Annotated in this window: 16 protein-coding genes and 4 pseudogenes; 9 read left to right on the forward strand and 11 right to left on the reverse strand. The window is 42.8% G+C overall.

What is annotated here, in order from left to right:
- Positions 1–2: 2 nt before the first annotated feature.
- The 4 genes from minE to C1192_RS06430 all read left to right on the forward strand — a co-directional run bounded on the left by minE (position 3) and on the right by C1192_RS06430 (position 1,403).
- On the forward strand, positions 3–269 hold the full coding sequence (gene minE, locus C1192_RS06420) for a cell division topological specificity factor MinE (RefSeq protein ID WP_001185664.1): 267 nt from the start codon (positions 3–5) through the stop codon (positions 267–269).
- A gap of 296 nt (positions 270–565) precedes the next feature.
- Positions 566–703 carry a hypothetical protein gene (locus tag C1192_RS26045; RefSeq protein ID WP_228988174.1) on the forward strand — a complete coding sequence of 46 codons (138 nt, stop codon included), beginning with the start codon at positions 566–568 and terminating at the stop codon, positions 701–703.
- A 16-nt stretch (positions 704–719) separates the two neighbouring features.
- Complete coding sequence (locus tag C1192_RS06425) at positions 720–1,064, forward strand: YMGG-like glycine zipper-containing protein (protein WP_000726984.1); 345 nt, start codon at positions 720–722, stop codon at positions 1,062–1,064.
- A 3-nt stretch (positions 1,065–1,067) separates the two neighbouring features.
- Positions 1,068–1,403, forward strand: a complete 336-nt coding sequence (locus tag C1192_RS06430; protein ID WP_000979974.1) for a YmgD family protein — start codon at positions 1,068–1,070, stop codon at positions 1,401–1,403.
- 307 nt (positions 1,404–1,710) lie between these two features.
- Here C1192_RS06430 and ymgF read toward each other — a convergent pair whose 3' ends face one another.
- The 3 genes and pseudogenes from ymgF to C1192_RS26050 form a co-directional block, all read right to left on the reverse strand.
- Positions 1,711–1,929: a cell division-associated protein YmgF gene (gene ymgF, locus C1192_RS06435; RefSeq protein WP_038355934.1), complete on the reverse strand. Its 219-nt coding sequence runs from the start codon at positions 1,927–1,929 to the stop codon at positions 1,711–1,713.
- A 170-nt stretch (positions 1,930–2,099) separates the two neighbouring features.
- On the reverse strand, positions 2,100–3,623 hold the full coding sequence (pdeG, locus tag C1192_RS06440; protein ID WP_038355933.1) for a cyclic di-3',5'-guanosine monophosphate phosphodiesterase PdeG: 1,524 nt from the start codon (positions 3,621–3,623) through the stop codon (positions 2,100–2,102).
- A gap of 672 nt (positions 3,624–4,295) precedes the next feature.
- Positions 4,296–4,381, reverse strand: a pseudogene (locus C1192_RS26050) (capsid protein); the annotation flags it as partial.
- A 52-nt stretch (positions 4,382–4,433) separates the two neighbouring features.
- On the opposite strand from C1192_RS26050, the gene C1192_RS06450 reads away from it, so the two are divergent.
- Both C1192_RS06450 and C1192_RS06455 read left to right on the forward strand, forming a co-directional pair.
- Positions 4,434–4,763 carry a YkgJ family cysteine cluster protein gene (locus tag C1192_RS06450; protein WP_032240664.1) on the forward strand — a complete coding sequence of 110 codons (330 nt, stop codon included), beginning with the start codon at positions 4,434–4,436 and terminating at the stop codon, positions 4,761–4,763.
- Positions 4,764–5,037: 274 nt separating this feature from the next.
- Complete coding sequence (locus C1192_RS06455) at positions 5,038–5,754, forward strand: YebC/PmpR family DNA-binding transcriptional regulator (RefSeq protein WP_000532916.1); 717 nt, start codon at positions 5,038–5,040, stop codon at positions 5,752–5,754.
- Positions 5,755–5,866: 112 nt separating this feature from the next.
- On the opposite strand, the gene C1192_RS06460 is transcribed toward C1192_RS06455, so the two are convergent.
- A complete protein-coding gene (locus C1192_RS06460) occupies positions 5,867–6,193 on the reverse strand; it encodes an EthD family reductase (RefSeq protein WP_001516246.1) in 327 nt (108 codons plus the stop codon).
- Between the two features lie 226 nt (positions 6,194–6,419).
- Between C1192_RS06460 and C1192_RS06465 the strand changes: the two genes are divergently transcribed.
- Positions 6,420–7,331, forward strand: a complete 912-nt coding sequence (locus C1192_RS06465) for a LysR family transcriptional regulator (protein ID WP_016248625.1) — start codon at positions 6,420–6,422, stop codon at positions 7,329–7,331.
- Here the strand turns inward: C1192_RS06465 and C1192_RS06470 are convergent, their stop codons facing one another.
- Together C1192_RS06470 and C1192_RS25295 are read right to left on the reverse strand one after the other, a co-directional pair.
- Positions 7,332–8,441 (reverse strand): alkene reductase, encoded by a 1,110-nt coding sequence (locus C1192_RS06470; RefSeq protein ID WP_016261941.1) that lies wholly within the window; start codon positions 8,439–8,441, stop codon positions 7,332–7,334.
- Between the two features lie 119 nt (positions 8,442–8,560).
- Positions 8,561–8,933 (reverse strand): annotated as a pseudogene (locus tag C1192_RS25295) (terminase small subunit); the annotation flags it as partial.
- Between the two features lie 756 nt (positions 8,934–9,689).
- Between C1192_RS25295 and ynfU the strand changes: the two are divergent.
- A complete protein-coding gene (gene ynfU / locus C1192_RS25475) occupies positions 9,690–9,860 on the forward strand; it encodes a putative zinc-binding protein YnfU (protein ID WP_001405948.1) in 171 nt (56 codons plus the stop codon).
- 279 nt (positions 9,861–10,139) lie between these two features.
- Here ynfU and cspB read toward each other — a convergent pair whose 3' ends face one another.
- From cspB to C1192_RS06500, 4 genes and pseudogenes are all read right to left on the reverse strand, one after another.
- On the reverse strand, positions 10,140–10,355 hold the full coding sequence (gene cspB, locus C1192_RS06485; protein WP_000066486.1) for a cold shock-like protein CspB: 216 nt from the start codon (positions 10,353–10,355) through the stop codon (positions 10,140–10,142).
- Positions 10,356–10,727: 372 nt separating this feature from the next.
- A pseudogene (locus C1192_RS06490) lies at positions 10,728–11,051 on the reverse strand (antitermination protein Q); the annotation flags it as partial.
- A gap of 216 nt (positions 11,052–11,267) precedes the next feature.
- Positions 11,268–12,065, reverse strand: a pseudogene (locus tag C1192_RS06495) (helix-turn-helix transcriptional regulator).
- Positions 12,066–12,074: 9 nt separating this feature from the next.
- Positions 12,075–12,626 (reverse strand): kinase inhibitor, encoded by a 552-nt coding sequence (locus C1192_RS06500; RefSeq protein ID WP_038355932.1) that lies wholly within the window; start codon positions 12,624–12,626, stop codon positions 12,075–12,077.
- A gap of 361 nt (positions 12,627–12,987) precedes the next feature.
- Here C1192_RS06500 and C1192_RS06505 point away from each other — a divergent pair, with 361 nt between their 5' ends.
- Positions 12,988–14,031 (forward strand): alpha/beta hydrolase, encoded by a 1,044-nt coding sequence (locus C1192_RS06505; protein ID WP_001516240.1) that lies wholly within the window; start codon positions 12,988–12,990, stop codon positions 14,029–14,031.
- A 60-nt stretch (positions 14,032–14,091) separates the two neighbouring features.
- Here C1192_RS06505 and C1192_RS06510 read toward each other — a convergent pair whose 3' ends face one another.
- On the reverse strand, positions 14,092–14,364 hold the full coding sequence (locus C1192_RS06510) for an EmrE family multidrug efflux SMR transporter (RefSeq protein ID WP_052463080.1): 273 nt from the start codon (positions 14,362–14,364) through the stop codon (positions 14,092–14,094).
- Positions 14,365–14,377: the final 13 nt, after the last annotated feature.

A 14,377-nucleotide genomic window follows, 5' to 3' on the forward strand; every position in this document is an offset into this window, starting at 1 on the left:
TTATGGCATTACTCGATTTCTTTCTCTCACGGAAGAAAAACACGGCCAATATTGCAAAAGAACGGTTGCAAATTATTGTTGCTGAACGCCGGCGCAGCGATGCAGAACCGCACTATCTGCCGCAGTTGCGTAAAGATATTCTTGATGTCATTTGTAAATACGTACAAATCGATCCCGAGATGGTGACTGTTCAGCTTGAGCAAAAAGATGGTGATATTTCCATCCTTGAGCTTAACGTGACCTTGCCGGAAGCAGAAGAGCTGAAATAAGCCGTATTAGCTCAGACCTGATCTGACAGTTACCGGTGATTTATACAGGTATCTGTCAGATTACATCCGATTTAAGTTTTTCTCTGCCTGGCTACCCCTTTCCCCGCCAAACAGATTCACATTACTGCCGCCAGAAGATAATCACTTACATTACGTTTTCTGATAAATATTGTTCACATATAAATTACACAATAATATTGATATTTCAGATCACCTTACCTTTACAATACCACGTTAACATTTGATGACATTTCTTGAATAAACATTTCAAATCAATGAGTTAATTATTATTTAAGATTATTCCCATTCAAGCAAAAACCATAATTCTTATTATACAAACCGCGCTCATTTTGAATTATCTGAATAATAGAGAGCGTTCTTTAGTTAAGCTGTTCTTAATTGAAGACGAAATTATTGTGTGTGCAACTTACTAAATACCGGACATCTAAGTTGAAGAAAAAAATACTCGCCTTAGGGCTTATCTCAGCATTGCTCTGCTCCGCGCCAGCGATGGCGGATATGAATCGCACCACGAAAGGTGCACTGTTAGGCGCAGGCGTTGGTTTACTGACTGGCAATGGTGTTAATGGCGTACTGAAAGGTGCTGCTGTGGGCGCTGGCGTTGGTGCAGTAACAGAAAAAGGCCACGATGGTAAAAATGCCCGTAAAGGCGCAAAAGTGGGTGCCGCCGTTGGCGCGGTCACTGGCGTTCTGACCGGCAATGGTCTTGAAGGCGCAATTAAAGGTGCCGTAATTGGCGGTACGGGTGGTGCAATTCTGGGTAAAATGAAATAAGGAATGATGATGAAAAAATTTGCTTTACTGGCGGGGCTGTTCGTCTTCGCACCAATGACCTGGGCTCAGGACTATAATATTAAGAATGGTTTGCCAGCAGAAACCTATATTACCTGCGCAGAAGCCAACGAAATGGCAAAAACTGACAGCGCACAGGTTGCAGATATCGTTGCGGTAATGGGTAACGCCAGCGTTACCAGCCGTGATTTAAAGATTGAGCAATCACCGGAACTGAGTGCCAAAGTGGTAGAAAAACTGAATCAGGTTTGTGCCAAAGATCCGCAAATGCTGTTAATTACCGCAATTGATGACACCATGCGTGCCATCGGTAAAAAATAATCGATAATGTAGCACCGCGCCGATTGATTCGACGCGGTGTATTTTTAGCGGGTGAACAGACTTACAGACAATACTGAAGCACTGATTATTTATCTTGGTGATTTTATTGATTTAGTTTTTTATTCTTCACAAAAACTATTTCCCTGCAATCATATTCGTATACGCGTTACTCACCGCTAAAGCAATTCCTCAAATTAAACCCGGATAGTTTTTCAGTTTTAACGATTAATTATTCAATGATTGGACTTATAAACACGCCTGATCAAATATTCTATAAGTCCAGATTATCAAAATATAATGAAAAAGATTAATGTTGATCCCTTTGACTTACAAACTTTTCTCTTAATCGGTTAAGTAAATTGATCACCAACCAAACAAGTGCATTGATTAAATTTATGGTAACCAGCACTTCTCCCAGCCAGATGCTGGGTTTGGCGAACAGGATCACCAGAATGGTGATCAGCATAAACGCGATGGAGAAGATGATATACAAAGTGAAATAATCCAGGCTATTACTATTGTTCATGCTACTGACGGCGATCCTGAAAACAATTTCAGATAATTATAGCAAACAAAATAATGAACAATAGTAACAAGACGCAACGAGCTAATTATCTGTCTACAATTGCACCACCACAGAGTCTTTTCGATCATTTTTTAGTCAGACATCATCATGCTACGTGAATTAGTACATATTTACTCAACAACCACCTTCACCCTCGGTTTTGAGAGAATAATTTTGACTAACTCAATATACGTCACCGGTTTATAGAAATAATACCCCTGCTGAAACGTGATATTATTTTTGTTCAGGTAATCGAGTTGCTCCTTCGTTTCGACACCTTCGGCAACAATACTGATAGAAAGTTTGCGCGCCAGATCCAGCACACAGTCCAGAATTCGGGTGGAATCTGGATCTGCGTTGACCCGACCAACGAAACTGTGATCAATCTTAATATAATCGATGTGCAGATCATGGAGATAAGAAAGTCCCGAGTACCCCGTACCAAAATCATCCAGCGCAATGACAAAGCCATTTTCATGCAGAATATTTAGTCGCTGGACAAGGTTTTCATCAACATGCAAAGCTTCACGCTCAGTAACCTCAAGAACGAGATTCAAATCATGGCGCGTGAAGCTGTCCCGGTATTTCAGACACTCTTCAACAAACGTAGGCGAAATAATATGTGAGGCGCTAAAATTAATCCCTACATGGAAACCTTCCGGCAGTTTACTTGCGATCGCGTTCATTTGTGTGGCGACCTGGTTCATCAGACTTTGGGTGAGCGGAACTATCAACCCTGATTTTTCAGCAAGTGGAATAAATGCTGCGGGTGAAATATATCCTCCGCGAGGATGTTTCCACTTGGCAAGTACTTCTACGCCGCGTAACGTCCCTTCCCGGCCATTAACCACGGGTTGGTAAAAAGGTACAATTTCACCATTGCTTATTGCTCTACGCAGGATCTCTTCAGGTGTGTCACTCTTGTTAAAATATTTATCAAGCAAAAAAGCAGCAGAACAGGAGATTAACAGGCTGAATATCAAAATACCCAAACCTTTATCGATAAGTCTGGTGAAATTAAATAGCGGCGGTTGGTTATAGATAATACTGAAATGATATTTTGTGGAATTTACCCGTCCAGAAAATTGATGGCTGCCATTGAGAGTTGTCACATCTCCTGACGGTCCAATAATGCTATTCCCCACGCGCAAAGTATATTTCACCCCCTTCAACGGCACATTGAGCGCCCCGCGGATATGCTGGTCACTAATTGTCACCAGGATACGCGTATCAGCGAATTGAATCTGATAAAGGAGGATGGGTAATCTATTTACGGTGTCGATCGCCGGAGCCAATAGCAAATTGTTGTCAGATATAACAGGAATACGGGATAGCAGAACCCGATTACCTGGTAGCGATGTACACCAGACTGCACCTTGTTTGAGAATGATGATCGTCCGCAGATGTGGTTTCAGCGCAGCCTCTGTACCTAGTTGGTATTGTTCATCCAGATCGCACCTCTTCCCGGCAATTTTCATTGCCGTTCGAGTCGCCTGTGACGCTTCCTCAAGAATATGATTAATGTTGTTAGCGGCGTACCTCGCCCCCGCCAGGCTCTCTGCTTTTGCGGAATACCAGAGCTGAAAATTCAAAATAGACACACCAGTAAGAAACAAGCACACCGCAACGAGGATGGGGATAAGTGTATTGCGCATTTGCGTGTCCCGGGGCCATTATTTTGTGTTCATTCGCTCAATCTGGCGTCTACAAAGAGCATGGTAGAGAGAACCAGAAATATCCATACTCTTGATGAAATTTTGCCCTCTATGCCGTAACTTAAAGCAGAGAAAAAGCATTGGACAACAAAACGGAACAAGAATATTGGTCAGGCAAAGTTCTCTGTGTCCCCTTCACTTTTATACATAAGCTATCAATAAGTAAGGATATGATGAACTGGCACAACGTCGATGGGGCCTCGCTGGTAAGGTGGGTGTTAATTTTCCAGTACGTGCCCCCGCGTCTTTTCTTCGATAGCGGCGGCTCCAGATCATAAGATGGAGATGCCAGACCATGTCGCTCAATAGCCACATCCCAAATCAGCACCAATACATACAGCAAAATCACTAGAATGAATGTGAAACACGGATAGCAGTAATATAAGCCTTACACGTTAAAACAAGAAAAATAACTTTTTCTGATGAACTTACCTAACCAATTAGAATTAAAAAGAAATCACTAATCGCTATATTTAGCAAGTCGGACTATAGGGACAATATAATACAGACTCTGGTTACATAAGACGTTCACTTTTCACAAACCACCACGTTACAAATTGTAAAGATTAACTCTTCCAGTTTGCATTCAACTTGGCTGGTCATATCTAAATAGATATGTAAAATTGATAACGGCTGGTAATCATTCAATACTCGCACTATAGAAAGTTCGCCAGCCTGCCGCAGGCACGTGCTTTCATATGACGTGTCTGCGGTTTCGTTGTGATATTTAAATAGTAGTACTGGTGAATTATGAGCAATCCGAATCCATGCCTGACGTGTGGTGCCTGTTGTGCATTTTTCCGCGTCTCTTTTTACTGGGCCGAAGCTGATGATGCAGGCGGCACCATACCGGCTCATCTGACTGAGCAGATATCCCCTTACCACCGATGTATGCGCGGTACTAACCAGAAGAATCCACGCTGTGTTGCCCTGGCTGGAACGCCTGGAAAAAACGCCTGCTGCACAATATACAAGAATCGCTCATCCACATGTAGAGAATTCGCCATGTCTGGCGAGCATGGAGAAATTAATGAGGCATGTAATCGCGCCCGAGCTAAATATGGGCTACCGCCAATTTAAAACCGCGCCTCCTTAATAAGGCATTCAGGTGTCAAAATCAACCATACCGCGACATTATTGTTGCGGTTTAATTATTAACAATGAAAAATGAAATCATAAAATAACGCATCAACAATAATTAACATCGTTAAAATTAAATATCCTTGAGTGAAAATAGAATATTTTATGTTCCCATAGACGAATTTTTTCATGTTATGATATAATATAATACGATGAAAAAACACAAGTTATCAACTTGTCGGTAATGTAAATAAATTTCGAGGAGATCATTCCAGTGGGACGTAAATGGGCCAATATTGTTGCTAAAAAAACGGCTAAAGACGGTGCAACGTCTAAAATATATGCAAAATTCGGTGTAGAAATCTATGCTGCAGCTAAACAAGGTGAACCAGACCCTGAATTAAATACATCTTTAAAATTCGTTATTGAGCGTGCGAAGCAGGCACAAGTTCCAAAACACGTCATTGATAAAGCAATTGATAAAGCTAAAGGTGGCGGAGATGAAACGTTCGTACAAGGACGTTATGAAGGTTTTGGCCCCAATGGTTCAATGATTATAGCCGAAACGTTAACTTCAAATGTTAACCGCACGATTGCTAATGTTCGCACAATTTTCAACAAAAAAGGCGGAAATATCGGAGCGGCAGGTTCTGTCAGCTATATGTTTGACAATACTGGAGTGATTGTATTTAAAGGAACAGATCCTGACCATATTTTTGAAATTTTGCTTGATGCTGAAGTTGATGTTCGCGATGTGACCGAAGAAGAAGGAAATATCGTTATTTATACTGAGCCTACAGACCTTCACAAAGGAATTGCAGCGCTAAAAGCAGCCGGAATTACTGAGTTCTCAACAACAGAATTAGAAATGATTGCTCAATCAGAAGTTGAGCTTTCACCAGAAGATTTAGAAATCTTTGAGGGACTTGTTGATGCCCTTGAAGATGATGATGATGTTCAAAAAGTATATCATAACGTTGCAAATCTCTAATTATGAATTTAAGAAATCTGCCTTTATGGCAGATTTCTTCACCTTATCTTAGATTTACCTAAAAACTCCGCATTAAATCCAGTACCTCTACCGCTCCCGGCATGTTAAGGCATTAGCGCTTTCTGATTTCAGTGATATAGGTAATGGCAGCATGTTCAACAAAATTGGACACGTCGTCATAGGCTTCTTTACCGACGGGAGAATTGAATGCTGCGATAGCGTCTTCAAGTGAGTCGAACCACAGTTCGGAGAAACCGTCGACGGGGGAGTCGGGATATTTTTCCCGATCGATGGGGTTGAGTACATAACCTTTTAAGCCGGGGAGTCTGAGCGCTATCGCTGTATGTACCTCATCCCAGTATTTAACAAAATCGTCGAAGCTCTGTCCTTTTTTACGGGTAAGAAAGCCCACATGTTTGAAACCGTTAGCAGATGACATCATATTCTCCTCTGTATTAATTCATGTTTTTGTAAAACTGGCCGGCGAAATCCGGCATCGTCTTGCAATTTAGATGAAGCGTAATAGAGAAGGTGACTATGGCTGTTTTTCTTCGTGCGATAAACACGCTTTCACTCGTCTCTGAGTAGACATAGATTCTACAAATCGTTTTCAATTTATTGTAAAATAAATCTATATACAGGGCTAATACCTCTCACGGACAATTATGAGAAGAACAGATCATCTGGGGGGAATTACGGCTTTTGTCGCCACAGCCCAGCAAGGAAGTTTTACGGCAGCAGCGGAAAAGCTGGGGCTGACAAAGTCTGCCATAGGAAAAAGCGTCAGTCGTCTGGAAGACCGCCTCGGGTTGAAGCTTTTTCAACGTTCCACCCGTCGGTTGAGCCTGACGCCTGATGGCGAGCGTTTTCTTGCCAGTTGCCAGAGCGCAATAGATATCCTGGAGCAGGCTGAGGCGGAACTGACGTCACATACCTGCCAGCCCTCCGGGCGCCTGCGGGTAGATTTACCTGCAGCCTTCGGACGACAGCGCATCCTTCCTATCCTGCTTGATATCACCCGACGCTACCCCGAACTGGCGTTGACCGTTACGTTCAGCGAGCGGTTCGTTAACCTGATTGATGAGGGGATCGATCTTGTCGTTCGCATTGGTGAGCTGTCAGACAGCAGTGGGCTGGTTGCCAGAAGACTGACAACCCAGAAGCTGGTGATCTGCGCCTCTCCAGATTATCTGTTCAACCACGGCGAGCCTGTCAGTATTGATGACCTGAATCACCATCAGTGCGTTGTCGGCTTTCGCCGTAACCAGCCTGTTTCGTGGTTGCTGAAAGAGGGGGATGGTCAAATCAGCCGCTTTGTCCCTCCGCCGACCCATGAGTTTGCCGATGGTGACGCGATGCTCGCTGCTACCCTGGCGGGAGGGGGATTGTCGCAACTCCCCCTCTGGTTGGTGGGCAGATATCTCGACGAGGGTAAATTGCGGGAAGTGCTGCCCGGACACTCCGGCGGGGAGATGCCTATCAGCGCGCTGTGGCCAAAAAGCCGCCAACTGCTGCCCAAAATCCGCTATGTAGTGGATACCCTGGTCAGAGCTGCGGAAGACGGCCTGCTTGATTAATTATTCCCTGCTATCGGACCAGAAGGGGTAATCCGTATAGCCTTTTTCATCTCCGCCGTACATCGTTGCCCGGTTAACATCATTCAACGGCCAGTCATTAACCATTCGTTCCACAAGATCCGGGTTCGCAATGTAAGGCCGACCAAAACCAATCAGGTCAGCTTTCCCCTCCTGGAGATATGCTTCGGCACGCTGCTTATCAAAGCCACCGGTAATAATCAAAGGTCCGGAATAAGCTGCACGAAATTTTTCAATAAACCCGGCAGGGATGGCCTGTTCTCCCAGTGTTTGCTGGTCGCTCAGATGAACATACGAGAGAGAACGGGCGCTGAGTTTATCAGCAAGCATCAGCCAGGTTTCTTCCTCGCCATCAAAAGGACGCATGTCAAACAGACGCCCGAAGGGAGCCAGGCGGATACCCGTTTTACCTGAGCCGATGGCCGTAGAGATTGCGTCAGTCACTTCCAGAACAAAGCGCAGGCGATTGTCAGTATCCGCGCCACCGTACTCATCCTTGCGAGTATTCAGCCCACCATTAATAAACTGCTCAAGCAGATAGCCATTGGCGGCGTGGATCTCAACACCATCAAAGCCCGCCCGAATAGCATTTTTAGCGGCCTGAACGTAATCCTGCACCACGGCTTTAATCTCGGGGATCGACAGCGCACGGGGTTCCGATACCGGAACCGGACCGGGTTTGCCGTTTTCGTCGCGTGCGTAGCAGGTGGAATTATTGGCTTTAACTGCCACCGAACTGACGGGGGCCTGTCCATTAGCCTGCAAACTTGTGTGAGAAATTCGCCCGACGTGCCAAAGTTGAATATAAATTTTTCCGCCAGCGTCGTGGACCGCTTTTGTAACTTTTCCCCATCCCTGCACCTGAGCATCGCTGTAGATTCCGGGAGTGAAAAGATAACCCTGTCCCTGGACGGAGATTTGCGATCCTTCTGTAATAATGAGCCCTGCAGATGCGCGCTGCTGATAATATTTTGCAGTCAGTTCATCTGGAGTATCGTCTGAAATTGCCCGTGAGCGGGTCATTGGTGCCATAACGACGCGATTTGCCAAGTTAGTGTCACCGACCTGAAACGGGGTAAATAATTTTTCCATTTTTATCTCCTTTACTGGAGGAAGTATGATGGTCTCAACGACGTAATAAAAAAACAGCACTCTGGTCCGAACTAAGTAGACATAATTTCTACATTTAGTGTTCTCTCAGTATTAAGCCGTCATATTTTTGTTTTTAGGTGATGTCCCACGTGGAGATAAAGCCTGCCGCAAAGTTGATGAAGGCTCAGTACATCTGCTTCTGGCACATAACAGTCTTCCAGACAGCGGTCGATATATTCACTCGGCCCCCGTATCAGTTCATCCAGTGCGGTTGCTTTGTTCATGCCTTTGATGATGTCCCGTTTCAGGAAATCAATATGCCGGTTATCCAGCTCAAGAAAATGCTGCTGCACCACAGGGGTATTCCGTCGAGAATACTGGCAATTTCACCTGCAATCCGTGAAAGCACAAAAGTACAAAATGCGGTTTCCACCACTTCAGCAGAGTCTCTGGTATTTTCAGCTCCTGTGCGTCGGTCTGCGCACGTGTAAGTTCTGAATAGTACGGACATTCGCACCAAAAATGTCAGCCGACTGCTTTTTGTTGACTTCCATTGTTCATTCCACGGAAAAAACAGAGAAGGAAGCAGCAGAGGCCAAAAAGCCCATTTTCAGTAACTGTCGTTTCCTTTCTTTTTAGGCGGTGTTTTAAATAAAAACATTAAGTTACAGTGAAGAAGAACGAAACGCCTTAAACCGGAAAATTTTCATAAATAGAGAAAACCCGCGCGCCTTCCCCCGTAGTCTGCCGGATTGCCGGAAAGGGCCTGCAAAATTTTAGTCACCAAGTCCAGTTATAAGAGGAGCATTCCTGTCTCATATTCTCTTTTTCTGCTCCTCACTCTGAGGGAAATAACGATTTTTGGAAGTAATAGCAACCGCAACAGTCTTGCGTAATGATGGCGGCATCATTCATCTCTCGCAGTCTTACGCCTCTCTTCTTTAATCTTGAAATGTGACGGAGTTCCGGCAATGCCCAGAAACCAGCATTACAGGCCGATGTGCCACAGGCGGCGCCAGTTGTTATTATCAATGGATTTCATATCCTCACCCCGATGTGCGCGAATGGTGCAGTATGTTTGAAAAGATCGGAGTCTACGGGTTAGTTTTTACAGCAAACATTGTTCACAACAACACTAAAAAACAGAAATTTAAAATAATAGGGTTAAAAACCATGTATTAAATAATAATGCGCGATATGTTTTGTTATTTAGTGTATTGTATACGACCATTTACACAGGAAAAGCCTATGTCAGAACGTAAAGACTCAAAATCACGCCGTAATTATCTCGTTAAATGCTCCTGCCCAAACTGCACCCAAGAATCAGAACACAGTTTTTCCAGAGTACAAAAAGGTGCCCTTTTAATCTGCCCTCATTGCAACAAAGTATTCCAAACAAATCTTAAAGCTGTTGCCTGATTTTTGATTACTTATCAAGAGCTTTGATATTTTAATAATATATTTAAATCAGATAAGAAAAAACCCGCCTGAGCGGGTTTGAGATTGTGGTGCTTTTTGTGGGAGTCACCCACTTACGCACTTTGTTTTACTATGCCAGCAGTTAGCTTCTGCTATTAAACTATTCATACAGCAAACCTGTACTTCACCACAAAATGGGATTCTATATCCATTACTCTATCTGCATCTCTACTCAGGCATCAGCCATCTTCGTTATCGTATACAGTCGAGTCCTGGATTTTAATCGGTAATTATAACATTTGCTGCCGCAGGACCTTTAGCACCACTCTCTACAGAGAAGGTAACCTTTTGACCTTCAAATAAGGTTCGATAATTATCATTCTGAATCGCAGAAAAATGCACAAACACATCTTTACTACCATCAACAGGAGAAATAAAGCCGAAACCTTTATCAGCGTTAAACCATTTTACTAAACCAGTCATTTTATTTGACATTCTACATTCCTTAACTTGAGCCTTTCGGCATAAATGGTTTGTATAACAGAAACGACTTCGTACTTAATTGGAGAGACTCAAAGAAGGAATAAGTGAATAACACCTGAAATGAGAACTGCTTTAGTAAACTACTTCGTATATCGTCTGTTCTTCAAACCGACGCAATCATTAACGCATAGTTGTACACATAGAAGCAATGTTTATTTTAGACATCCAGCCACCCCCTCCAATTTAAAACACAAAAAACTCTCATTAGCGGGTTTTCTACTTTTTCTCAACACCGGATATACAAAGCCCATCGTTGAGAAAATCTCACCCATGTTTTTTGAAACAAAAAGCAAGCATCATGCCGCCATCTTCGCTGAAAATTATTTATATTGTCAATTTCCTTAACTGCACCTCACATACGCTTCTTCCTGCCAGCACTTTGTAACCAGTTTATCAATAACGTCAGCATATCCTTTATCCCATTGATAATCCGTCATGTCTGGAACCAGCTTCTGGACATGACATCGCACCTGGGGGGCGGTAAACGACTAAACCAATTTCCATTGCAACGTCCGCACATCTTATAAACAGGCACGCCATGAAGCCGGATTCTTTTTTATCCAGGGCAATACCTTTACCCTTACACCCTCTGCTCACCGTGCTGACTTCTCCCTTGCCATGACAATACTGACATAGTTTCTTCTCCCACCAGGTAGACGGTATATCCGAGCAGCGTTGGCATTTCGGATAACTTCAGCTCAGGTTTACGCTTCACCTCCACAGAGGTCAAACGCTGGATACAAAAAATTGTATGTGCGCATAAACGTCCCTGTTTAGCGCAGAAGCCACCGGAGTTGTTCAGGCTCCGATAGGGTAATTATGCCGTTTTGATTTCCCAAAAACATCGATACAGTTAAAATACTTTTACTCTCTGGAAGCCTTTCTTAGCTCTCTTGGTGTTATCTTAAAACGATTATGGAATCTTTCAGTAAAACGAGAAGGACACTTATAACCATTTTCTCTGGCAATCTCGCTTATGGATTTTATAGTCGTTTGTATAGCAGACAACGCATTATTTAACCTCACATCGTCCAATATACTTTGAAAACTTACCCCCTCGTTTGCCAGACGGCGATGTAATGTGGAAACAGAAATGTAGAGATATCTCGCAACCTTGTTTGCTGTCCATTTTGCTCCTGGTTCGGGTAGCAGCAGGTTATAACAATGACTTATCAGTGATTGTTTACTATCTGATAAAAGTAAATAATTAGCATGATTTACTCCTAACGAAAGTAGAACAGCCATTGCTAAATGCTCCTGAATTTGAGTTGAGAAACCTCGAAAAATAGATATTTTTAGCTGCTCCCAACAATATATTAACTCAGGGTTCTGAGGTAAACAGAACCCTGTTTTGTTACGTATTTGATCAGTTACCGAAAAAAAATTTTTGGAATTTTTCAATTAGTTCAATGGGAAAGTAAAGCATTTCTGCAAGATAAAGACCTGCTTCTGGATAATTCGCAATATAAAACTCATGTCCACATGGAAATAACATTATTTGATTATTATCAACAGTCAAACTATGCGTCTCCCAATTGATAATTTTTTTCCCTGACGGATACGACATAAAGCTGGCACAATAGCCCTAACAATATGAATCTCATGATGTTTATGCATCCGTATTTCTTCAATCTTTAGGTTGGTCTTACCTTTTGCCAGCATACTCTCACCCTACTTTATCTCATAAACTGGTGTTATCTCAGCGGTTGTGATTTTATTGGCATTAAGCATATAACCAACTAACGCTCCGCTGGAATTAGAATCTACAGGAATCTTGTCAGTTTTCAGAGCCCATACTTTAAACTGGTAATGATGCGGTTTATCCCCTTTCGGAGGACATGCACCACCAAATCCGGCATAGCCAAAATCATTTCGGCCTTGAACAGCACCTGTCGGAAGTTTTGTACCATCACGTCTTCCTGCATCAGCAGGCAAATATGTTACTGTTGCTGGAATATTAACAACAGTCCAGTGCCACCAACCACTACCAGTAGGTGCATCTGGATCATAAACAGTTACGGCGAAACTTTTAGTGCCCTCAGGGACACCAGACCAGGTTAATGAGGGCGATATATTGCCACCTTCACACCCAAATCCGGAAAAGATATGAGACTTTGTAAGTTGTTTTCCTGTTTTCATTTCACTACTTGTGACCTGAAACTCTGCGGCCTGCGCAGAAAATGTGATGAATACCAATACACTTGAAACGATAAGTTTTTTCATAAAAACCTCTTTGTTATGACCTATCGTTATTTTATTTGATATTCATTTATCTCATTATGCATAAAGACGCAATGTTCATGCAAAAGCAATCATAATTATAAAATCGACCCCAGCATTAACCATAATATGCACGAATCATATTGATGTTATCTAAATAGATTTTAGGTTTATTATTAGTCATGCGGGCATAAGTTAGTATGATTTATAGACGGCTATTTTTGAACCAGAATACGCGCAATTTCACTGACAAGGATTTTTTGCATCTTGTTGAGTTTCCTAAGATGCCTCCTGTTGTACAACTCTTAAGTTGCCGTTAAATTCGCTAAGAAAATTTCATCCGATAAGTCAAGGCATGTAAAATATGAAAATTAACAAAATACTATCATCCGCAACATTATTGTATGGTATGTCAGTAGTCATGTCGGTCGGGAATTGTTCAACAACTGTCCAGACTAATCTTCCTGGTTACACCCCTGGTGCAGATGTCATTAATGTTTCATCGACCAGAAACCAGGTCGATCTTATTGGTGATGTTGTTTATTCCCAGATAAAAGGAACTCGTTCTGTCAGACAGCTTCACATGTCAGTTCTTGTCCCGCGAACAAATGATTTGAAACCAGCCATTATTTACTATCCTGGCGGCGGGTTCATGTCTTCTGAACATGACAAATTTATTGAAATGAGAATGGCTCTGGCAGAAGCTGGTTTTGTTGTAGCCGCTGTAGAATACAGAACAATTCCTGATACATTTCCAGCGCCAGTTGAGGATGGAAAAGCTGCAATACGTTACCTGAGAGAGCATGCCAGCGATTATGGGGTTGATCCTCAAAGAATCGGAGTTCTGGGTGACTCTGCCGGTGGATGGCTTGCCCAGATGATGGGAACTACAAATGGTGACAAAACCTTTGATAAAGGTGACTTTCTTCAGCAATCATCAGATGTTCAGGCAGTTGCCACACTTTATGGGATTTCTGACTTGTTGAATATTGGTGAGGGGTTCCCTGAATCAGTGCAGGAGGTTCATCGATCTCCTGCCGTAACCGAAGCTTTAATGATCAATGGCCCTGCATTCAGAAGTTTTGCGGGAGCCCCCATCACAGCGTCAAAAGAAAAAGCGCTAAACGCCAGCCCAATCGGACATATGAAAGGAGTAAAACCCCCATTTCTTATTATGCATGGTAGCAAAGACACTCTGGTTTCACCGGAGCAAAGTGCCAAACTATTCAGGATGTTGAAAAAGAACGGCAATAATGCTGAGTACGTGCTGGTAGAAGGGGCTGAGCATGGAGATAATACATGGTATCAGCCAATTATTATAAACAGGGTTGTTGAGTGGTTTACTAAAAATCTGGGAGTCCCTATGAAAACCACCACCCAACAACAAAACCCAAACGCTAACCTGTAAAAAGCAGCCCGCATTTACATGCGGGCTGACATATTCCATTTGATTAAAAAGAAATTATTTTTAATGTGGTGCGCTTCGTGACAACAAGTTAATTACCAACACTCCGGCACAAATCAATATCATGCCTATAATGGCTGGCAGATCCAGACGTTGGCCGAAAAATCCCCAGGAAAGTAAACTAATCAGGACTATACCGACTCCTGACCAGATAGCATAAGCAATCCCTGTAGGAATATAAGCCAATGTTTGAGCTAATAACCAAAATGATGCACAGTAACAAATAATTGTACCAACAGAGGGCCATAACCGTGTAAAGCCATCTGAATACTTCATTAAGGTTGTACCA

Origin of the sequence: Escherichia marmotae, assembly GCF_002900365.1 — a bacterium.
In the GTDB taxonomy this organism is placed as follows: domain Bacteria; phylum Pseudomonadota; class Gammaproteobacteria; order Enterobacterales; family Enterobacteriaceae; genus Escherichia; species Escherichia marmotae.

What these genes read in the sequence shown, in the direction of transcription:
- C1192_RS06450 (WP_032240664.1), top strand. Translation starts at nt 4,434, where the DNA reads ATGAGCAATCCGAATCCATGCCTGACGTGTGGTGCCTGTTGTGCATTT.
- C1192_RS06500 (WP_038355932.1), bottom strand. Translation starts at nt 12,626, where the DNA reads ATGAAAAAACTTATCGTTTCAAGTGTATTGGTATTCATCACATTTTCT.
- minE (WP_001185664.1), top strand. Translation starts at nt 3, where the DNA reads ATGGCATTACTCGATTTCTTTCTCTCACGGAAGAAAAACACGGCCAAT.
- C1192_RS06465 (WP_016248625.1), top strand. Translation starts at nt 6,420, where the DNA reads ATGAGAAGAACAGATCATCTGGGGGGAATTACGGCTTTTGTCGCCACA.
- C1192_RS06430 (WP_000979974.1), top strand. Translation starts at nt 1,068, where the DNA reads ATGATGATGAAAAAATTTGCTTTACTGGCGGGGCTGTTCGTCTTCGCA.
- C1192_RS06510 (WP_052463080.1), bottom strand. Translation starts at nt 14,364, where the DNA reads ATGAAGTATTCAGATGGCTTTACACGGTTATGGCCCTCTGTTGGTACA.
- ynfU (WP_001405948.1), top strand. Translation starts at nt 9,690, where the DNA reads ATGTCAGAACGTAAAGACTCAAAATCACGCCGTAATTATCTCGTTAAA.
- C1192_RS06470 (WP_016261941.1), bottom strand. Translation starts at nt 8,441, where the DNA reads ATGGAAAAATTATTTACCCCGTTTCAGGTCGGTGACACTAACTTGGCA.
- C1192_RS06505 (WP_001516240.1), top strand. Translation starts at nt 12,988, where the DNA reads ATGAAAATTAACAAAATACTATCATCCGCAACATTATTGTATGGTATG.
- ymgF (WP_038355934.1), bottom strand. Translation starts at nt 1,929, where the DNA reads ATGAACAATAGTAATAGCCTGGATTATTTCACTTTGTATATCATCTTC.
- pdeG (WP_038355933.1), bottom strand. Translation starts at nt 3,623, where the DNA reads ATGCGCAATACACTTATCCCCATCCTCGTTGCGGTGTGCTTGTTTCTT.
- C1192_RS06460 (WP_001516246.1), bottom strand. Translation starts at nt 6,193, where the DNA reads ATGTCATCTGCTAACGGTTTCAAACATGTGGGCTTTCTTACCCGTAAA.
- cspB (WP_000066486.1), bottom strand. Translation starts at nt 10,355, where the DNA reads ATGTCAAATAAAATGACTGGTTTAGTAAAATGGTTTAACGCTGATAAA.